This window comes from Bradyrhizobium sp. SZCCHNR2028, assembly GCF_032380995.1.
Taxonomy (GTDB): Bacteria; Pseudomonadota; Alphaproteobacteria; order Rhizobiales; family Xanthobacteraceae; genus Bradyrhizobium.
This window is the reverse complement of record NZ_JAUHJF010000025.1, coordinates 39,029-58,920: the sequence shown is the minus strand read 5'-3', so window position 1 is coordinate 58,920 and position 19,892 is coordinate 39,029. Positions and strand designations below refer to the sequence as shown.

Annotated in this window: 20 protein-coding genes and 1 riboswitch; of the genes, 16 read left to right on the top strand and 4 right to left on the bottom strand. The window is 65.5% G+C overall.

What is annotated here, in order from left to right; genetic code table 11:
* The first annotated feature begins 5 nt into the window (after positions 1–5).
* From QX121_RS27945 to QX121_RS27925, 5 genes are read left to right on the top strand one after another with little or no spacing between them, the layout of a single operon-like run.
* The gene (locus QX121_RS27945; RefSeq protein WP_315813571.1) at positions 6–1,814 is read left to right on the top strand and encodes an ABC transporter ATP-binding protein; all 1,809 of its coding nucleotides are present in this window, start codon (positions 6–8) and stop codon (positions 1,812–1,814) included.
* 26 nt (positions 1,815–1,840) lie between these two features.
* Complete coding sequence (locus tag QX121_RS27940; protein WP_315717108.1) at positions 1,841–2,020, top strand: DUF4089 domain-containing protein; 180 nt, start codon at positions 1,841–1,843, stop codon at positions 2,018–2,020.
* 10 nt (positions 2,021–2,030) lie between these two features.
* Positions 2,031–3,431 (top strand): AtzE family amidohydrolase, encoded by a 1,401-nt coding sequence (locus QX121_RS27935; RefSeq protein ID WP_315813577.1) that lies wholly within the window; start codon positions 2,031–2,033, stop codon positions 3,429–3,431.
* Positions 3,412–3,804 carry an oxalurate catabolism protein HpxZ gene (gene hpxZ, locus QX121_RS27930; RefSeq protein ID WP_315813570.1) on the top strand — a complete coding sequence of 131 codons (393 nt, stop codon included), beginning with the start codon at positions 3,412–3,414 and terminating at the stop codon, positions 3,802–3,804. Before QX121_RS27935 ends, hpxZ begins: the two co-directional genes overlap by 20 nt.
* 2 nt (positions 3,805–3,806) lie before the next feature.
* Positions 3,807–4,538: a GntR family transcriptional regulator gene (locus tag QX121_RS27925; protein WP_315813569.1), complete on the top strand. Its 732-nt coding sequence runs from the start codon at positions 3,807–3,809 to the stop codon at positions 4,536–4,538.
* Between the two features lie 186 nt (positions 4,539–4,724).
* On the opposite strand, the gene atzF is transcribed toward QX121_RS27925, so the two are convergent.
* The 3 genes from atzF to QX121_RS27910 form a co-directional block, all read right to left on the bottom strand.
* Complete coding sequence (gene atzF / locus QX121_RS27920; RefSeq protein ID WP_315740541.1) at positions 4,725–6,512, bottom strand: allophanate hydrolase; 1,788 nt, start codon at positions 6,510–6,512, stop codon at positions 4,725–4,727.
* 243 nt (positions 6,513–6,755) lie between these two features.
* A complete protein-coding gene (locus tag QX121_RS27915) occupies positions 6,756–7,295 on the bottom strand; it encodes a DUF805 domain-containing protein (protein ID WP_409999380.1) in 540 nt (179 codons plus the stop codon).
* Positions 7,296–7,644: 349 nt separating this feature from the next.
* Positions 7,645–8,151: a MarR family winged helix-turn-helix transcriptional regulator gene (locus QX121_RS27910; protein ID WP_315813567.1), complete on the bottom strand. Its 507-nt coding sequence runs from the start codon at positions 8,149–8,151 to the stop codon at positions 7,645–7,647.
* A 77-nt stretch (positions 8,152–8,228) separates the two neighbouring features.
* Here QX121_RS27910 and QX121_RS27905 point away from each other — a divergent pair, with 77 nt between their 5' ends.
* From QX121_RS27905 to QX121_RS27870, 8 genes are all read left to right on the top strand, one after another.
* Positions 8,229–9,452, top strand: coding sequence for a cytochrome P450 (locus QX121_RS27905; protein ID WP_315813566.1), 1,224 nt, complete (start codon positions 8,229–8,231; stop codon positions 9,450–9,452).
* Positions 9,453–9,460: 8 nt separating this feature from the next.
* Entirely contained in the window at positions 9,461–9,784 is a 324-nt protein-coding gene (locus QX121_RS27900) for a 2Fe-2S iron-sulfur cluster-binding protein (RefSeq protein ID WP_315813565.1), read from the top strand.
* A 72-nt stretch (positions 9,785–9,856) separates the two neighbouring features.
* A complete protein-coding gene (locus QX121_RS27895) occupies positions 9,857–11,077 on the top strand; it encodes an ABC transporter substrate-binding protein (protein ID WP_315813564.1) in 1,221 nt (406 codons plus the stop codon).
* A gap of 261 nt (positions 11,078–11,338) precedes the next feature.
* Entirely contained in the window at positions 11,339–12,508 is a 1,170-nt protein-coding gene (locus QX121_RS27890) for an ABC transporter substrate-binding protein (protein WP_315740535.1), read from the top strand.
* Positions 12,509–12,653: 145 nt separating this feature from the next.
* A complete protein-coding gene (locus QX121_RS27885; protein WP_315740534.1) occupies positions 12,654–13,571 on the top strand; it encodes a branched-chain amino acid ABC transporter permease in 918 nt (305 codons plus the stop codon).
* A complete protein-coding gene (locus tag QX121_RS27880; protein ID WP_315813563.1) occupies positions 13,568–14,515 on the top strand; it encodes a branched-chain amino acid ABC transporter permease in 948 nt (315 codons plus the stop codon). The genes QX121_RS27885 and QX121_RS27880 overlap by 4 nt, the downstream gene beginning before the upstream one ends.
* Entirely contained in the window at positions 14,508–15,278 is a 771-nt protein-coding gene (locus QX121_RS27875) for an ABC transporter ATP-binding protein (protein ID WP_315740532.1), read from the top strand. Before QX121_RS27880 ends, QX121_RS27875 begins: the two co-directional genes overlap by 8 nt.
* A 16-nt stretch (positions 15,279–15,294) precedes the next feature.
* Positions 15,295–15,999 carry an ABC transporter ATP-binding protein gene (locus QX121_RS27870; RefSeq protein WP_315740627.1) on the top strand — a complete coding sequence of 235 codons (705 nt, stop codon included), beginning with the start codon at positions 15,295–15,297 and terminating at the stop codon, positions 15,997–15,999.
* Between the two features lie 343 nt (positions 16,000–16,342).
* Here the strand turns inward: QX121_RS27870 and QX121_RS27865 are convergent, their stop codons facing one another.
* Positions 16,343–16,678 carry a hypothetical protein gene (locus QX121_RS27865; RefSeq protein WP_315740531.1) on the bottom strand — a complete coding sequence of 112 codons (336 nt, stop codon included), beginning with the start codon at positions 16,676–16,678 and terminating at the stop codon, positions 16,343–16,345.
* 220 nt (positions 16,679–16,898) lie between these two features.
* A riboswitch (guanidine-I (ykkC/yxkD leader) is annotated at positions 16,899–17,000 on the top strand.
* Positions 17,001–17,074: 74 nt separating this feature from the next.
* Here QX121_RS27865 and QX121_RS27860 point away from each other — a divergent pair.
* From QX121_RS27860 to QX121_RS27850, 3 genes are all read left to right on the top strand, one after another.
* Positions 17,075–18,145: a putative urea ABC transporter substrate-binding protein gene (locus tag QX121_RS27860; protein ID WP_315813562.1), complete on the top strand. Its 1,071-nt coding sequence runs from the start codon at positions 17,075–17,077 to the stop codon at positions 18,143–18,145.
* A 151-nt stretch (positions 18,146–18,296) separates the two neighbouring features.
* Positions 18,297–19,118 carry an ABC transporter permease gene (locus tag QX121_RS27855; protein ID WP_315740529.1) on the top strand — a complete coding sequence of 274 codons (822 nt, stop codon included), beginning with the start codon at positions 18,297–18,299 and terminating at the stop codon, positions 19,116–19,118.
* Positions 19,118–19,891: an ABC transporter ATP-binding protein gene (locus QX121_RS27850; protein WP_315813561.1), complete on the top strand. Its 774-nt coding sequence runs from the start codon at positions 19,118–19,120 to the stop codon at positions 19,889–19,891. The genes QX121_RS27855 and QX121_RS27850 overlap by 1 nt, the downstream gene beginning before the upstream one ends.
* The last annotated feature ends 1 nt before the right edge of the window (position 19,892 follow it).

Here is a 19,892-nt window from a genome sequence, read left to right as displayed (position 1 = left end):
CATGGATGACCGCCCAGCCGCTGCTCGACGTTCGCGATCTCACCGTCGAATTCTCCACCCGGCGCGGTATCGTCAAGGCCGTGCAGCATGTCGACATCTCCGTCGCCAAGGGCGAGACGCTCGCGATCGTCGGCGAGTCCGGCTCGGGCAAGTCCGTGACGTCCTACGCGGTGATGCGCATCCTCGACCGTGCCGGACGGATCGCCGAGGGCTCGGTGATGTTCTCGGGGATCGACGTCAAGGCGGCCGAGGAAAGCGCGATGCGCGATCTGCGCGGCCGCGAGATCTCGATGATCTTCCAGAACCCCCGCGCGGCCCTCAATCCGATCCGGAAAGTGGGCCAGCAGATCGAGGACGTGCTGAGGCAGCACGCCCAGGCGGCCGCGACTGATCGCGCCGAAAAGGCGATCGCAGCGCTCGAGCAGGTCAAGATCGTCCGCCCGCGCGAGCGCTACCACGCCTATCCGTTCGAATTGTCCGGCGGCATGTGCCAGCGCGTCGTCATCGCGCTGGCGCTGGCCTGCAATCCGCAGCTGCTGATCGCGGACGAGCCGACCACCGGCCTTGACGTCACCACGCAGAAGGCGGTGATGGATCTCGTGGTCGAGCTGACCAGGAGCCGCGGCATGTCGACGATCCTGATCACGCACGATCTGGGTCTCGCCGCTGCCTATTGCGATCGCGTCGTGGTGATGGAGAAGGGCCGGGTGGTCGAGACCGCCAGGGCCGCCGACATCTTCGCCAACCCGCAGCATCCCTACACGCGCAAGCTGATGCGCGCGACGCCGCGGCTCGGCGTGTCCCTGCGCGAATTGCTGCCGGAGGAGGAGGCGTCGCAGCAACCTCACTCCGTCATGGCCGGGCTTGACCCGGCCATCCATCCCGTTGCGCGAGACTCGTCGAAGGTGATGGACCCCCGGGTCAAGCCCGGGGGTGACGAGCGGAGTGGGGAGGACGACCGGAGTGCGAGGAGCACCAAGCCGCTCCTTCTCGTCGACAAGCTGGTCAAGGAGTATCCCCGCCAGGGCGCCTCGGCGACGTTGTCGAAACTGTTCGGACGGAGGCCGGCGGTCGAGCCGGAGATGTTCCGCGCCGTCGACGGCATCAGCTTCACGGTCGGTCATGGCGAGAGCGTCGGCCTGGTCGGCGAATCCGGCTGTGGCAAGTCGACGACGTCGATGATGGTGATGCGGCTGCTCGACCAGAGCTCGGGCCGCATCAGCTTCGATGGCGAGGAGATCGGCAACATCCTGCCGCAGGCCTTTGCCCGGCTGCCGCTGCGCAGCCGCATCCAGATGGTGTTCCAGGATCCGACCGACAGCCTCAATCCGCGCTTCACCGCGGCGCGCGCCATCGCTGATCCGATCCTGCAATTGGGTGACATCAAGGGACGCAATGCGGTCCGCACGCGCTGCGAAGAGTTGGCCACCATGGTCGGCCTGCCGCTCGATCTGCTCGACCGCTTTCCGCACCAATTGTCGGGCGGCCAGAAGGCGCGCGTTGGCATCGCCCGCGCGATTGCGCTGCACCCGAAGCTCGTCATCCTCGACGAGCCCACGGCGGCGCTCGACGTCTCCGTGCAGGCGGTCGTGCTCAATCTGCTGCAGGATCTCAAGCAGAAGTTAGGTATGAGCTATCTGTTCGTCTCCCATGATTTGAATGTGGTGCGGCTGTTGTGCGATCGTGTGATCGTGATGCGGTCGGGCCGAATCGTCGAGGAGGGCACCTCCGAACGTGTGCTAGGTCATCCGCAGGATGCCTATACGCGCGAGTTGCTGACGGCGATTCCGCACCCGCCATTGCCGGCGCATTGAGCGTGAAAGCTTGAGGAGAAAAGCTGATGGCGGAGCCATTGGACGATTACATCGACGCGGTCGGGCGTGCATTGGCTCTGCCGATCGAGGACGCGTGGCGCCCGGCGATTCGCGCCAATCTCGAGGTCTCGCTGAAGATGGCGAAGCTGGTCGACGAATTCTCCCTGCCTGACGAAGCCGAGCCTGCCAGTGTCTTCACCGCTTAGTTCTCCCGAGATGACCGCGAGCGCGATTGCGGCCGCAGTCGCCACCCGCAAGCTCTCCGCCGTCGAGGCCACCGACGCTGCGCTGGCGCGGATTGCGGCGCGCGATGGTGTGCTGAATTCCTTTACGGACATCACCGCCGAGCGTGCGCGAGCGAGGGCGCGCGCCGTGGATGCGGCCATCGCTGCGGGCAAGCCGGTCGGCCCACTCGCCGGGGTGCCGTTCGCGGTGAAGAACCTGTTCGACGTCGCGGGGCTGCCGACCCGCGCCGGCTCCAGGATCAACCGCGATCGCCCGGCGGCGACGCGGGACTCGACGCTGATCGCGCGGATGGAAGCCGCCGGCGCGGTGTTGATCGGTGCGCTCAACATGGGCGAATACGCCTACGACTTCACCGGCGAGAACGTGCACGACGGCCCGTCGCGCAATCCGCATGATCCGACGCGGATGAGCGGCGGCTCGTCGGGCGGCTCGGGCAGCGCCGTCGGCGGCGGCCTGGTGCCGATCGCGCTGGGCTCCGACACCAACGGCTCGATCCGCGTGCCGTCCTCGTTCTGCGGCATCTTCGGTCTCAAGCCGACCTATGGCCGGCTGTCGCGCGCGCGCTCGTTTCCGTTCGTCATGAGTCTGGATCATCTCGGTCCGTTCGCGCGCTCAGTCGAGGATCTCGCGCTCGCCTATGACGCCATGCAGGGGCCCGATCCGGACGACGCCGCGTGCACCACGCGGGCACCGGAGCCGGTCTCCGGTCGGTTCTCGCAAGGCATCGGCGATCTGCGCATCGCCCTTGCCGGAGGGCACTTCCAGAAGAATCTGTTTCCCGAAGCCGCCGAAGCGGTCGCTCGTGTCGCGGCCGCGCTGAAGGTCACCGAGGTGATCGAGGTGCCCGAAGCGGCGCGCGCCCGCGCCGCGGCTTACGTCATCAGCACCACCGAGGGCGCCTCGCTGCATCTCGACCGGCTGCGCACGCGCCCGGGTGATTTCGATCCGGCTGTGCGCGACCGCCTGATTGCGGGTGCGATGATTCCGGCGCCGATGGTCGACCGCGCGCAGAAGTTTCGCCGCTGGTACCGCGCCCGGGTGCTGGAGCTGTTCAAGTCCGTCGACGTGCTGATCGCGCCTGCAACGCCCTGCGTCGCACCCAAGCTCGGGCAGGCGACCTTCGTGCTCGACGGCGTCGAGCTGCCGGTGCGCGCCAATATCGGCATTCATACCCAGCCGATCTCGTTCATAGGGCTTCCCGTCGTCGCCGTTCCGATTCCGCTCGAGCCGATGCCCATCGGCGTGCAGATCATCGCGGCGCCGTGGTGCGAACATGTCGCATTGCGTGTGGCCCACGCCTTGCAACAGCTTGGCGTCGCCGCTGCGCCGGCCCCGCGAGGAGTTCTGGAGAATGGAAGTCGATCTGCCTGACGTCGTCGCGGAAGTCACCGCGCAGTTCCAGCGCTATGAACAGGCGCTGGTCGGCAACGACGTCGCCGTGCTCGACGAGCTTTTCAAGCAGGACTCCCGCACGCTGCGCTACGGCATCGGCGAGAACCTCTATGGCTACGGCGAGATCGCGGCATTTCGCGCCGCGCGTTCGCCGGCCGGGCTGATGCGGCGGACCGCGCGCACCGTGATCACCGCTTACGGCCGTGACGCCGCGGTCGCCTCGACGCTGTTCTATCGCGACACCGCGCCCGGCAAGGTCGGACGCCAGATGCAGACCTGGATCCGGTTTCCGGAAGGCTGGAGAATCGTCGCTGCCCATGTCAGCATCATCGATGAAGCAAAAGGCGGCTGAGGATGAGCCTGGACGATCTTCGGCCGCGAACGCGGCAGCGGCCCGCCCGCGACTCCGAGATCAAGCGCATCGACCGCGCGCCGCCTGCGGTTGCGAAGATCACACGCGCCGAGGAGCTGCGCCTGCAGCTCGCCGATGAGATCGTGCGCGGCGCGCTGGCGCCAGGGGCGCCGCTGGACGAGACCGAGATCGCCAAGCGCTTCAACGTCTCGCGCACGCCGGTGCGCGAAGCGCTGCGTCAATTGGCGACGTCCGGCCTGATCGAGGCGCGTGCACATCGCGGCGCGGTGGTGGCGCGGCCGTCGGCCGACCGCCTCACCGGCATGTTCGAGGCGATGGCCGAGCTCGAGGGCCTGTGCGCCGGTCTCGCGGCGCAGCGCATGACGCCGGTCGAGCGGCAGCGGCTGGAAGCCATCCACGAGGAGCTGCGCAATCTCAGCCACGCCGGCAATCCCGAGCGCTTCCACGAGGTCAACGAGCGCTTCCACAACGCGATCTATGCCGGCGCGCACAATGCCTACATCGCCGAGATCACCTTGGCGACGCGGGTGCGCGTGCAGCCGTTTCGCCGCGCACAGTTCCGCAATCTCGGCCGCCTCGCCAAGTCGCATGCCGAGCACGACCGCGTCGTCGTCGCCATCCTGCGCGGCGACAAGGCCGGCGCAGCGAGCGCCATGAAGGCGCACATCGAGCTGGTGCGCGGCGAATACGAGATCTACGCGGTGTCGGTGTAGCTCTTCGTTCGAGCGGTAGGGTGGGCAAAGCAGCCGCCGTCAAGCGGCAGCGTGCCCACCGTCGGGCCACGGACTCCGCGGCGAAACGGTGGGCACGGCGCCACCGCGATCTCGCTCGTTGGGACAATACGGGCGCGCCTTTGCCTACCCTACGGCAGCGCACGCAATCATGACGCGCGAAATAGATCAGCCCTTCTGCGCCATATACGCTCGCCAGCCGCCGAACTCCGAGATGTCGCGGGCGCCATCGAGCGCGGCCGGCTCGACGAGGAAGCCCTTGGCGGTGCGGCCGTCCGCCAAGCGGATGGTGCCGACCGACAGCGGCGGCGGAATCAGGTTGACGAATTTGCCGAAGCTCGCCGCCGACAGCGCCCAGAGCTCGACCGCCATCGAAGTACCCTGGCCGTCGTCGATCCGCAGCATGCCGGGCTTGGGCGGCGTGGTCGACAGCGCGTAGAGCTTGTAGTCAGGCGCGGTGGTCGTTGCTTCCAGCAGGCGGCCGCCGAGAGCGGTCAGCTCGTGATTGAGCGCCATGCCAGAGAGATGCGCGCCGACGACGACGACGGCGATCTCGTCGCCATGCAGTGCCGGAGACACGGGCGCGAGCGGCGGAAGCGGGACCGGCTTGGCGCCGACCGGCAGCGCCGTGTCGGCATGGAAGGCGCGCCCGAGACTGGCGAGCGCCGCATCGCGGCCGGCTGGCGCAAGCAGGGTGATGCCGAACGGGACGCCGTCGCTGCGCATCGCAGCCGGCACGGCAAGCCCGCAGAGATCGAGCAGGTTGACGAAGTTGGTGTAGGTGCCGAGCCGGCTGTTGAGCTCGATCGGGTTGGCGAGCACGTCCGCGGTGGTGTAGGCGGTCGGCGCCGTCGGCAGCACCAGCGCGTCGACATCGGCGAAGGTGTGCTCGGCCACCTTGCGCAGCGCCTGCAGGCGGTACAGCGCAGCAAAGGTATCAGCGGCGCTGCCGCGCGCGCCGCCGATGGTGATCTCGCGCGTGACCGGATGGATCGCATCGGGATCGGAGGCGAGGAGATCGCGGATCACGAGATAGCGCTCGGCGACCCAGGGGCCTTCATAGAGCAGCCGCGCGGTCTCGTAGAACGGCTCGAGGTCGAACTCGACCAGCTCGGCGCCGAGCTTGACGAAGCGCGCGGCCGCAGCGCCATAGGCGGCGTCCGCCGCCTTGTCGCCGAAGAAGATCAATTGCCCGGGGCGGGGAATGCCGAGCTTCACGCCCTCGGGAAATGCCGTCACGGCCGCAAGCGGCCGGTCGCGCGAGAACGGATCGAGCGGATCCGGCGCCGCCAGCACCGAGAGCGCCGCGACGGCGTCGTCGACCGTCAGCGAGAATACCGAAATGCAGTCGAGCGTGCGGCAGGCCGGCACCAGGCCGGACGTCGAGATCATGCCGAGGCTCGGCTTCAGGCCGACGATGTTGTTGAGCATCGCGGGCACGCGGCCGGAGCCGGCAGTATCCGTCCCGAGCGCGAGCGGCACGAGACCCGCGGAGACGGCGACCGCCGAGCCCGAGCTCGATCCGCCCGGAACGAGATCGGCACGCACCGGATTTTTCGGAATGCCATAGGGCGAGCGCACGCCGACGAGGCCGGTGGCGAACTGGTCGAGATTGGTCTTGCCGATGATGATCGCGCCAGCGGCGCGCAGCCGCGCCACCGCGGTGGAATCACGAGATGGCGTGTACGCGAAGGCCGGGCAGCCGGCGGTGGTCGGGAGGCCCGCCACGTCGATGTTGTCCTTCACCGCAACGGGCACGCCGTAGAGCGGCAACGATCTGTCCCTGTCGGCGAGGGTTTCGGCCTCCGCGAGCGCGTCCTTCTCGCCGCGCAGGCTGATGAAGATGGCAGGGTCGTTGTGCGCGCGAATCCGGGCGTAGCAGCGCGCGATCGTGTCGCTTGGCGTTGTCAGGCCGGCGCGATGGGCGGCGACGATCTCGGCAATGGTCTCGGTCACGCGGCGCTCCGCGTCTCGTCCGAGCCCAAACTCTGGCCTGCCATTTCCTTGCGCTCCGCTTCGCCAATCCGGCTGCGAACGTAGCAAGCCATGTGCCATTGTGTACACGGCGGGGATGCGGGCCTGATACGGAAAAATATTGAAAGTCAGTGGGTTGGTGCGCCGTCCGGCAGGCCGTCGGGCATTCGGATGTGGTTGCCGAAGGCGATTTGCCTAATTGGTGAGCAGGCTGGGCGCCGCCGCCTAGTACCCGCGCCGCTCGGCCTCCCCGCCGGTGATGCGCGCGAGCCGTGCCTCGGTGGCCGAGCCGGCGCCACGGACCGTCCGGAACGATGCGGACGGCGGGCGACCCACGGTAGCTCCCGACGATGGCGCGTCGTCAGCCCCGCTGGGGAAGAACAGCAGCGCAACGCTTAGGCCGAGATTGACCAGGGCGCCAACCCATGTGCCGTGGTGCGATGATGTCGCCGCGTATTCGGGAAACCGGCCGGCGATCACGTAGTCCAGCACCATGACGGCGATCCAGGCCGGGATCACACAGACCGGGTCCCAGCCGATGTCGCGAAAGCGCATCGCCTGCAGCATCAGGTTCGCCACCAGGCACAGGCCGATCAGCACCACGATCGGCAAGCTCACCGTCAGCTCCGACTTCTGAGGGGCGAGGGCGGCAAGACCGACGGCCACGACCACGATCAGGACCACCGAAACCAGCGCAAGACCGAGCGAGGCGAGAAAATATTGCAGACGGCCGAGACGCGCATTGAAACCGAAAATGAACCCCAACATCCGCCTCTCCCCGCAGGCCGCGCCGCAATCGGGAGCGCAGCCGACACGGCATATCAGGGCGAAATTGCCGCGCGCCTTCGCCGATAGCTAGAATTTGAAGGATCGAGTGCGACGGCGCTTTCGCGCTGCCGGATCTCATGCGGCCGAAAATATATCGTTGCTAAAGCAACTAACATGTGGAACGATCGACCCGATCAGCAATGGAGGCGCGGGATGATCCGCGTCTCGAAGAAGGGACGGGAACGTCATGCGCAGCCTGCTCGCCGCAGGCGCGGCCGCTTGCGCGCGCGCCAACAGATTGCCGCAGCGGACGGGTCAGCCGTTCGGCGGCTCCTGCCTGAGTGGCTCAGCTCGCGCCCGTGACGGCGTCGAGATTGTCGTGGATTCGGCGCAGCAGCGTGATCAGGACTTCCCGCTCATCCTTGTCGAGACAGGCGAGCAGACGCCGCTCGCGTTCCAGCGCGGCGATGATGACCTTGTCGTGCGTCGCGCGGCCCTTGGCGGTCAGCGAGATCGAATGGCTGCGGCCGTCCTCCGGATCGTTGCGGATCGCGATCAGGCCGCGGCCCTTCATCAGCGCCAGCGTACGGCTGACCGGCCCCTTGTCGAAGCCGATCACGCTGCAGATGCGCGAGGCCGGGATGCCCGGCTCGATCGCCAGCAGCGACATGATACGCCATTCGGTGACGTTGACGCCGAAATTGCGCTGATAGAACGCGGTGGCGCTGTTCGACAGCTTGTTGGCGATGAAGGTGATGAAGGCCGGCACATAGCGGTCGAGATCGAGCGTGAGGCCTTGCCTCTCAGCTTCGCGCGGCTGCGCCTTGCGCGGCGTCCCGGATTTCTCGCTCATGATCCCCAACGTCCATGCATCGCCACTCATACGGATACGAAAAGCCGCATGACAAGGCCAAACTTCGGGAGCTCCGCATGAACCCAACAGGTCTTTCCCCTGCTGCCGGTGTGGCGCCGGCCATTCCGCACCTCGCCATCGACCCGTTCTCGTATGAATTCTTCGACGATCCCTATCCAGCGCATCAGGAGATGCGCGAGGCCGGCCCCGTCGTCCATCTGGACGCGTGGAACGTCCACGGCGTCGCCCGCTACGCCGAGGTCTATGCCGTTCTCAACGATCCCCAGACGTTCTGCTCCAGCCGCGGCGTGGGCTTGAGCGACTTCGCCAAGGAGAAGCCGTGGCGGCCGCCGAGCCTGATCCTCGAGGCCGATCCGCCGGCGCACACACGCACGCGCGCGGTGCTGAGCAAGGTGCTGTCGCCGGCTGTCATGAAGCGGCTGCGCGACGGCTTCATGGCGGCGGCCGAGGCCAAGATCGACGAGCTTGTAGGCCGGGGCTCGTTCGACGCCATCCCCGATCTCGCCGAGGCCTATCCGCTGTCGGTTTTTCCCGATGCGCTCGGGCTGAAGCCGGAGGGGCGCGAGCATCTCATTCCCTATGCGAGCCTGGTGTTCAACGCGTTCGGTCCGCCGAATGAGCTGCGCCAGCAGGCGATCGAGCGCTCGGCGCCGCACCAAGCCTATGTCACGGAGCAGTGCCAGCGCGACAATCTCACGCCCGGCGGCTTCGGTTCCTGCATCCACGCCTTCAGCGACAGCGGCGAGATCACGCCGGCCGAGGCGCCGTTGCTGGTGCGCTCGCTGCTGTCGGCCGGCCTCGACACCACCGTCTACGGCATCGGCGCCGCAGTTTATTGCCTGGCGCGCTTCCCCGATCAATGGGCGCGGCTGCGCGCCGATCCGTCGCTGGCGCGCAACGCGTTCGAGGAGGCCGTGCGGTTCGAAAGCCCGGTGCAGACCTTCTTCCGCACCACCACGCGTGACGTCGAACTCGGCGGCGTCACGATTCCCGAAGGCGAGAAGGTGCTGATGTTCTTGGGTAGCGCCAATCGCGACCCGCGCCGCTGGGAGCAGCCGGACAGCTACGACATCACCCGAAAAGTATCCGGTCATGTCGGCTTCGGCTCGGGCATCCACATGTGCGTCGGCCAGCTCGTCGCGCGGCTCGAAGGCGAGGCGGTGCTGACCGCGCTCGCCCGCAAGGTCGGGAGCGTCACGATGAGCGGCGAGCCGAAGCGCCGCTACAACAACACGCTGCGCGGGCTGGAGAGCCTGCCGGTCACCTTTACTCCAGCCTGAGCTGTGCCATGACCACGATCACCTTCATCCATCCCGACAGCCGCAGCGAAAGCGTGGAGGCCGAGGACGGCGCCAGCGTCATGCTGGCGGCGCTGACCCACGGCATCGACGGCATCGTCGCCGAATGCGGCGGCAACGCCGTCTGCGCCACCTGCCACGTCTATGTCGACGACGCCTGGACCGGGAAGCTCGATCCCGTGTCCGACGATGAGGATGCGCTGTTGGACGGCACCGCAGCCGAGCGGTGGCCGAACAGCCGGCTGTCCTGCCAGATCAAGGTGCAGCCGGCGCTGGCCGGACTGGTGGTGCGCGTTCCGGATCGGCAGAGCTGATTTCGCAACTGGAGACGATCTCCAGTCGCAACGACAACAATCAAACAAGCAACACACACGGGGAAGGACATCATGAAGCAGCTCAATTCGTGCGCGCTGGCGCTGGTCGCAATATTCTGCCTTGCAGGCGCGGCGCGGGCCGGCGAGATCTCGGACAATGTCGTACGCGTCGGCGTGCTCAACGACATCTCCGGCATCTTCCAGGACACCAACGGCATGGGCTCGGTTGAGGCCGCGCGCATGGCGGCGGAGGATTTCAACGGCGGCGGTAAAGGCATCAAGGTCGAGATCGTCTATGCCGATCACCAGAACAAGGCCGATGTCGGCTCGGCGATCACGCGCAAATGGCTCGATGTCGACAAGGTCGATGCCGTCGTCGACGTGCCCAACTCGGCCGTGGGCCTCACCGTCAACGAGCTGCTGCGCAACAGCCGGATGACGTTCCTGGCGTCGTCGACCGCGAGCTCCGATCTGACCGGCAAGGCGTGCTCGCCGAACACCATTCAGTGGGTCAACGACGCCTGGGCGACCGGCAACACCACGGCGGCTGCGATGATGGGCCGCGGCGGCAAGGACTGGTACTTCATCACGGTGAACTACGCGCTCGGCCAGGGCATCGAGGCGGAGGCGACCAACTACATCGAGAAGCACGGCGGCAAGGTGCTGGGCTCGGCGAAGCATCCGCTCGGTACGACGGACTTCGCCTCGTTCCTGCTGCAGGCGCAGGGCTCGAAGGCCAAGGTGATCGGGCTGGCGAATGCCGGCGGCGACACCATCAATGCGGTCAAGCAGGCGTCCGAGTTCGGCATCCAGCAGGGCGGCCAGTCGCTGGTCGCGTTCCTGCTGTTCATCAACGATATCCACGGCATGGGCTTGAAGGCGGCGCAGGGCCTGCAACTGCTCGAAGCCTTCTACTGGGACATGGACGACGATACCCGCGCCTTCGCCAGGCGCTTCGCGGCGCGCCCCGGCATGAACGGCAAGATGCCGAGCGGCAACCAGGCCGGCGTCTACGCCTCGACGCTTGCCTATCTCAATGCGGTTGCGGCCACCGGCAGTGACGATGCCAAGGACGTCGTGCCGCAGATGAAGACGGTGAAGGGCAAGGACAAGCTGTTCGGCGATGTGACGATCCGGGCCGACGGCCGCGTGATCCACCCGATGTATCTGTTCGAGGTCAAGAAGCCGGAGGAGTCGAAATATCCTTACGACTACTATCGTCTGGTCTCGACGATTCCGGCCGAGCAGGCGTTCCGGCCGATTGCGGACGGTGGTTGCGCGCTGGTGAAGTGACGCTCGTTGCGAGTGATACCGAGAGTATCGCAGCCGGCCGTGTCAGGCTGACGCGGCCGGTTCTGCTGTGCTGCGGTATCCTTAACAGGCACTATAGTTCTTGCCTTTGTCCATTTCCGGGAATTATGGTGCATGGATCGATGACCCGCAGGATCAGCACCGCGCGACGGATGCTGCGGCGAAACGCCGCCGCTGGTCGTGCTACTGCGTGCCGGCGACGAAACAACGATAAGAACGATTTGCTTGAGGGGAGGGAAGACCATGAAGAGGTTCTGGCTGGCAGGCGCCGCGGCGCTGCTGTTTTCGAGCACGGCCTTCGCCGGCGACACCATCAAGATCGGCTTCGTCTCGACGTTCAGCGGTCCGACCGCCGTGATCGGCAACGACATGCGAAATTCGTTCGAGCTCGCGCTCGACCATCTCGGCCGCAAGATCGACGGCAAACCGGTCGAGGTGATCTACGAGGACGACCAGCAGAAGCCTGACGTCGGCAAGCAGAAGACCGAGAAGCTGGTGCAGTCCGACAAGGTCGATTTCATCGTCGGCTACATCTGGTCGAACGTGCTGCTGGCGTCGCTGAAGACCGCGGTGGATTCCCAGACCTTTCTGATCTCGGCCAATGCCGGCCCGTCGCAGCTCGCCGGTGAATTGTGCTCTCCTTACGTGTTCTCGACCTCCTGGCAGAACGACCAGACGCCGGCCGCGATGGGCCTCTACATGAACCAGAAGGGCGTCAAGTCGGTGTTTCTGATCGGCCCGAACTATGCGGCCGGCAAGGACATGCTGGCGGGCGTGAAGAGCACCTTCAAGGGCCAGGTCGTCGGTGAGGAATACACGGTGTGGCCGAGCCAGCTCGACTTTTCCGCCGAGCTCTCCAAGGCGCGCGCCTCGGGCGCCGAATCCATCTTCGTGTTCTATCCCGGCGCTGCCGGCGTGCAATTCCTCAATCAATATTCGCAGGCCGGCCTCAAGGAGAAGATGCCGCTCTACACCGCCTTCACCGTCGACGAATTGTCGCTGCCGCTGCAGAAGGACAATGCGATCGGCGTGCCCGGCGCCCAGGAATGGGTCAACGACCTGCCGAACGAGCAGAACAAGAAATTCGTCGCCGACTACCGCAAGAAATACACCGGCCTGCGTCCGACCTATTACGGCGCCCAGGCCTATGATGCGGCCCAGCTGATCAACAGCGCCGTGGTTGCGGTCAAGGGCGACACGTCCAAGAAGGACGCGATGAAGGCCGAGATGGAGAAGGCCAACTTCAAGTCGTTGCGCGGCTCCTTCAAGTTCGGCAACAACCACATCCCGATCCAGAACTTCTACCTGCAGGACGTGGTCAAGGACGCCGACGGCCAGCTGTCGCTGAAGATGGTCGCCACCATCGTCGAGAACGACCAGGACCGCTTCCACGACAAGTGCCCGATGAAGTGAGCGGAAAGAATTCCGAGCCAGGGGACGAAACAGGCCTGGAATTTGCTTGAAGCTTAAAACATCTCCGGCCTAAGATCGGGACGGACATGGCGGCAGCGCCTGGAACGGGTTCTGCCGCCGTCTTTTTGAGCGTGAAGTGAGGGGCATGCTTCTCGTCGTCGAACAATTCCTGAACGGGCTGCAGTTCGGACTGCTGCTGTTCCTGCTGGCCGCCGGCCTGACGCTGGTGTTCGGCATCATGGACCTCGTCAACCTCGCCCACGGCTCGCTCTACATGATGGGCGCCTATTTCGCGGCGACCTTCGTGGCCTGGACCGGCAGCTTCGTGCTCGGCGCGGTCATGGCGCTCGGTGCCACGCTTCTGCTCGGCATCGTGCTCGAATTCACGGCACTACGCCATCTCTATGGGCGCGACCATCTCGACCACGTGCTCGCGACGTTCGGCCTGATCCTGTTCTTCAACGAGGCCGTCCGGCTGATCTGGGGCCCGGCGGGACTGGCGCTGCCGCTGCCATCCTGGCTCGCCTTCCCGGTCACGATCCTGCCCGGTATCCAATATCCGGCCTATCGGCTCGCGATCATCGTCGTGGCGTTGCTGGTGGCGCTTCTGCTCTATCTCGGCGTGATGAGGACGCGGATCGGCATGCTGATCCGCGCAGGCGCCTCCAACCGCGAGATGATCGGCGCGCTCGGCATCAACATCAAGCTGCTCTACACGTTGGTGTTCGGCCTCGGCGCCGCGCTCGCCGGCCTCGCCGGGCTCATGCAGGCGCCGATCCTCACGGTGCAGATCGGCATGGGCGAGAACATCCTGATTCTCGCCTTCGTGGTGATCGTGATCGGCGGCATCGGCTCGATCCGCGGCGCCTTCATCGCGGCGATCATGATCGGCCTGATCGATACCATGGGCCGCGCCTTCCTGCCCAATCTGCTGCGCCAGGTCCTGAACTCGGCCGCGGCCTCCACTGCGGCGCCGGCGATGTCGTCGATGCTGATCTATCTCCTGATGGCGATCGTGCTGGTGGCGCGGCCTGAAGGTCTGTTTCCGGCCAACCGCAGATGAAATCCTCGTTCAACGTTTCGACCATCGTGGCCATCATCGTCGTGGCCGGCCTGGTGCTGCTGCCGGTCTATTCGAACCTCTCCGGCAACATCTTCATCCTCACGCTGTTCACCCGCATCGTGATCCTGGCGCTGGCGGCCGTCAGCCTCAACCTGATCATGGGCTATGGCGGCATGATGAGCTTCGGCCATGCCGCCTATCTCGGCATCGGCGGCTACGCCGTCGGCATCCTGGCGCAGGAGGGCATCGGCTCCGGCTATGCCCAGTTCGCGGTCGCCATCGCGGTTTCGGCGCTCTATGCGCTGGTCATCGGCGCGCTCTCCTTGCGTACCCGCGGCGTCTATTTCATCATGATCACGCTGGCCTTTGCGCAGATGGCCTACTACGTCGCGTCCGGCCTCGCCCGTTACGGTGGGGATGACGGGCTCACCGTCTACAAGCGCAGTGATTTCGGTGGCCTCATCAATCTCGGCAACCGCGTGCAGTTCTATTATCTCTGCCTGTTCTGCCTGCTCGCCGTCGTCGTGCTGGTCTGGCGCATCGTCAATTCGCGCTTTGGCCTCGTGCTGCAGGGCCTGCGCTCCAACGAGCAGCGCATGCAGGCGATCGGCTTCCCGTCGAAGCGCTACAAGCTGGCCTGCTTCGTCATCGCCGGCATGCTCTGTGGCCTGTCCGGCGCGCTGCTTGCCAACAACACCGATTTCGTCAGCCCTGCCGTGATGTACTGGACCCGCTCCGGCGACCTCATGGTGATGGTCATCCTCGGCGGCATGGGCACCCTGATGGGGCCGGTCGTCGGCTCGGTCGTGTTCCTGGTGCTGGAAGAGGTGCTGTCGCAGATCACCGAATATTGGGCGCTGATCATGGGGCCGCTGCTGCTGCTGATTGTGCTGTTCGGCCGCGGCGGCATCATGGGCATGCTCGGGAGGTTGAACCGTGGCTGAACCTCTGCTTCGCGTCGACAATCTCGTGCGCCGCTTCGGCGGCATCGTCGCGACTGATCACGTCTGTCTCGATGTTGCCAAGGGCGAGATCCACGCCATCATCGGGCCGAACGGCGCCGGCAAGACCACGTTGATCAGCCAGCTCACCGGCCACCTGGCGCCGCATGCGGGTCGCATTTTCTTAGGGGGCCGCGACATCTCGCATTTCCCCGCCTATAAGCGCAGCGCGCTGGGGCTGGCGCGTTCGTTCCAGATCACCTCGCTGCTGACGGACTTCACCGCAGCCGACAATGTCGCGCTTGCGGCGCAAGCCCATGACGGCAAGCACTCGTTCCGTTTCTTCGCCGCCGCGCGCAAGGACAAGCCGCTGCGTGCCGCCGCGCACGCCGCGCTGGAGCGCGTCGGTCTCGGCCATCGCGCCGATGTGCTGGTGTCGAAGCTAAGCCATGGCGAGCAGCGCGAGCTGGAGCTCGCGGTCGCGCTCGCGACCAAGCCGCAGCTCCTGCTGCTCGACGAGCCGATGGCCGGCCTGGGGGTGACCGAGTCGCAGCGCATGGTGAAGCTGCTGAACGAGCTGCGCAAGGAAGTGTCGATCGTGCTGGTCGAGCATGACATGGAGGCGGTGTTCGCGCTCGCCGACCGCATCTCGGTCCTCGTCTATGGTCGCATCATCGCCTCGGGCAAGCCGGACGAGATCCGGCAGAACGAGGAGGTCAAGCGCGCCTATCTCGGCGATCAGCACGTGGTGGTCGGCCATGGTTGATCTGGGGACAAGCGCCATGCTGCTCGAGGTCGACGGCATCGAGACCTGTTACGGCCTGAGCCAGGTCCTGTTCGGCCTGTCGTTGGCGATCCGTCCCGGCGAGATGGTCTCGCTGATGGGCCGCAACGGCATGGGCAAGACCACCACGATCCGCTCGATCATGGGTCTCACCCAGGCGCGCGCCGGCCTGATCCGCTTCAGCGGTCAGGAGACACGAAAGCTGCCGTCCTACAGGATCGCTCAGCTCGGCATCGGCCTGGTGCCGGAGGGACGGCAGATCTTTCCGAATCTGACCGTCACCGAGAATCTCGTGGCGGCCTCGACCAACCGGCTCGGCGCGTCCGATCCCTGGACGCTCGACAAGATCCACGCGCTGTTTCCGCGGCTCGCCGAACGCGGCAGCAACATGGGCAACCAGCTCTCCGGCGGCGAGCAGCAGATGCTGGCGATCGGCCGCGCCCTGATGACCAACCCGAAACTCCTCATTCTCGACGAGGCGACCGAGGGTCTGGCGCCGTTGATCCGAGAGGAGATCTGGAACTGCCTGTCGCTGCTGAAATCGCGCGGGCAGTCGATCCTGGTGATCGACAAGAATGTCGGACATCTGACCCGCATCTGCGACCGCCACTACATCATCGAGCGTGGCCGCACCGTGTGGCACGGCACGTCGGAGCAACTGATGGCCGAGCCGGAGCTGCAGCACCGCTATCTGGGTATTTGAGGGCGGCGCGCTGCCGGCTATTCCGACGTGGATGCGGATTGACTCAAATCAAGATCGCGTCGGGCGTTGGGCGTAGATTTTGATTGCTGCCCCGACATGCGCTGATTTTTCGCCTTGAGGCGCGGCTTGGACGGGATTATTTTTCCAGGGTAGTAGTTTGTTTTTCCTTTTATCAGAGGTTGAACAAATGCGTGCACCTCGTATTCGAATCGAATCACCACAGAAGGCCGTGGCCGGCCTGCGCGGCTTCTGGTCTGTTCATTCTGACCTTGAGACGGGGCTGTGTCTCGCCTTCATGCTGATCGTCGGAATCATCGTGAAAATGACGCCGCCACTCTAGACCTCAGCGATGGAACGGGATGTACTTCTGGTACTCCTTCGGCACCCGGCTGCGATAGCGTGACGGCACCGTGCCGCTGCGCAGGGAGTCCTCGACTTCCTTGCGCGTGCTGGTCCTCGTCCGCGTCTTCTTCGGCGCGGTCGCCTCGCTGGCCGGCTTGGCGTCGCCGGGTTTCTCGGCCGAGGCGGCTGGTGCGGGAGTGGCTGTCGGCGTGGGGCTTGCGGCGGGAGCAGGTTGCGCCGGCGCATCGGGAGCGGGCGCGCTCTGCGCGAAGGCTGCATCGGCGGCGAGGCTGAGAGCCAGAATGGTTGCCAATGCGATCCCGGAAGACCTGATCATATCAACGAGACTCCAAATCACTGCGACTGACGTGCCTGCCTGATGATGTCGCCCCCGTGCACCGGACGGTTCATGCGGTCGTTGCATGACCGGCGTCGGCTGACGTGCCACCTCGCCCAAGAAGAATTCTGAGTGCCGAATTTTTGAGCACAGCGTGCCGCCGGTTCCATTGAATCGCAAGCATTTTTCCCTGGCACGCGGATTGCTCCTCTCGTTGCTCAGAGTTGGCAGCTAGGGTTCCGGTTCTCCATCGAGAATGCTGGTCCGAGAGCAGCCGCCAGGGGAGAGCCCTGGTGCACGGCGGGATAAAAACCCGGGAGACCTCAGTGGCCGCGCTTGGCAGGCACGAGGTTCTTCATGCCAGTCCGCGGTCAGAAAACCGATGAGGGACTGGACATGGCAAAAGCGCGAAATCTGTTTGTTGCACTGCTCGCTGCATCGACGCTGGCGACCGCATCGCTGTCGCCCGCGTCAGCTGAGAAGAAGAAGGAATTCAATATCGCCTGGACGATCTATGTCGGCTGGATGCCGTGGCCGTATGCGGCCGAGTCCGGCATCGTCAAGAAATGGGCCGACAAATACGGCATCTCGATCAAGGTCACCCAGATCAACGACTACGTCGAGTCGATCAACCAGTATACCGCCGGCAAGTTCGACGGCGTCACCGTCACCAACATGGATGCGCTGACCATCCCCGCTGCCGGCGGCGTCGACACGTCGGCCATCATCATGGGCGACTACTCCAACGGCAATGACGGCGTGGTGCTGAAGAAGGGCAAGACCATGGCCGACATCAAGGGCCAGAAGGTCAACCTCGTCGAGCTCTCGGTGTCGCACTATCTGCTGGCGCGCGGCCTCGAGACCGTGAAGCTGTCCGAGAAGAACATCAAGACCGTCAACACCTCCGACGCCGACATCGTCGCCGCTGCGAAGTCGCCCGACACCACCGCGGTCGTGACCTGGAATCCGCAACTCCTGGAGGTGAAGGCCGAGCCGGGCGCGACGCTGGTGTTCGACTCCAGCAAGATCCCCGGCGAGATCGAGGATCTCCTGGTCGTCAACAGCGCGACGCTCAAGGACAATCCGGAACTCGGCAAGGCGCTGGTCGGCATCTGGTACGAGACCATCGCGCTGATGAAGGAACAGAGCGAGAAGGGCAAGGCCGCGCGCGAGGCGATGGCCAAGCTGTCGGGCACCGATCTCGCCGGTTTCGAGACCCAGCTCAAGACCACGTTCATGTACTATGAGCCGAAGGACGCGCTCGCCTTCATGACCGGGCCGGAGCTGCCGAAGATCATGGATCTCGTGCGCACCTTCTGCTTCGATCACAATCTGCTTGGCGAGAAAGTGAAATCGAAGGACGCGGTCGGCATCTCCACGCCAACGAAGGCGCTGGGCTCGGTCAGCAACGTGAAGCTGCGCTTCGATCCGACCTTCATGAAGATGGCGGCCGAAGGGAAGCTCTGACCGTGTTCCCGCCGGGCAACCAGTGTCTCCCCTCATCCTGAGGAGCTTGCGCGAGCGCAAGCGTCTCGAAGAATGACGTCCGGATCGGGGCCTCATGGTTCGAGACGGCGCTGGCGCGCCTCCTTTCAATGAGGAATGACGGAGTCTGTCGATGCCGCGTGCCATGAACGTCGTTCCGAACCGGGGCAGCCGGCTGTTGCTGGCTCTGTTGCCGTTCCTGCTGATCGCGCTGATCTACGTGGTCGGATCGGCGCAGCGGCGCGCGGACAATCCCGACGACAAGCTGCTGCCGCCGGTCTCCGAGATGGTCGCGACCTCCAAGCGGCTCGCGACCGAGCCTGATCGCCGCTCCGGCGACTACGTGCTGTGGTCCGACACGGCGGCGAGCCTGCAGCGCCTCGCGCTCGGGCTCGGCATCGCGGCGGTGATCGGGCTCGTGCTCGGACTCGCCATCGGATTGCTGCCGGTGGCCGGCGCCGGCTTCGGCACGCTGGTCGCGGTGCTGTCGATGATCCCGCCGATGGCGGTGCTGCCGGTTCTGTTCATCGTGTTCGGGCTCGGCGAATTGTCCAAGGTGGTGCTGATCGTCATCGGCGTCACGCCGACGCTGGTGCGCGATCTCTCACTCGAGGTGCAGGCCATGCCGCGCGAGCAGCTGATCAAGGCGCAAACGCTCGGCGGCTCGACCTGGCAGGTCGCGATCCGTGTCGTGTTGCCGCAGATCATGCCGCGCCTGATCAAGTGCCTGCGGCTGATGATCGGCCCGGCGTTCCTGTTCCTGATCTCGGCGGAGGCCATCGCCTCCGACGTCGGGCTCGGCTACCGCATTTTCCTGGTCAGGCGCTATCTGTCGATGGACGTGATCTTGCCCTATGTCGTCTGGATCACGCTGCTCGCCTATCTGTTCGACCTGGCCTTGGTGTGGATCGGCCGGCGCGCGTTCCCCTGGGCATATGACGGCGGAGCGCGCTGATGAGCACGCTGTCGTTCCGCAACGTCTGGGTCGAGTACGGCAACCAGGTCGTGCTCGAACGCATCAACCTCGAGATCGCCTCCGGCACCTTCCTGTCGATCGTAGGCCCCTCCGGCGCGGGCAAGAGCACCTTTCTGCGTCTGATCCTCGGCCAGGAGAAGCCGACGCAAGGCGCCGTGCTGCTCGACGGCCAGCCTTTCCCGGCCGAGCCGGGGCCGGACCGCGGCATCGTGTTCCAGCGCTACTCGGTGTTTCCGCATCTGACCGTGCTCGGCAACGTGCTGCTCGGCTATGAGCTCGCGGCGAGCCCGTTCACGGCGCGGCTGTTCGGGTCGGCGCGCAAGGAGGCGATGGAGAAGAGCCTCGCGCTGATCGAGGCCGTCGGCCTGGCCGAGCATCGCGACAAATATCCAAGCGCGTTGTCCGGCGGCATGCAGCAGCGCCTGGCGATCGCGCAGGCACTGGCGAAGCAGCCGCGCGTGCTGCTGCTCGATGAGCCCTTCGGCGCGCTCGATCCCGGCACCCGCGCCCAGATGCATGCGCTGATCAAGCCGCTGTGGCGCGAGCACAACATGACCATCGTGATGGTCACCCACGACATCAAGGAGGCGTTCGGCCTCGCCACGCGGCTGATCGCACTCGACCGGCCGCGCAAGGATCCGCAGGCGCCGGAGCGGTTCGGCGCGCGCATCACTTACGACCTCGATCTCACCCGCGACAGCGCCGTGCCCGTGCTCGGTTTCATCCGCGCCAGCGTGCAGGCGGCGCAATAGT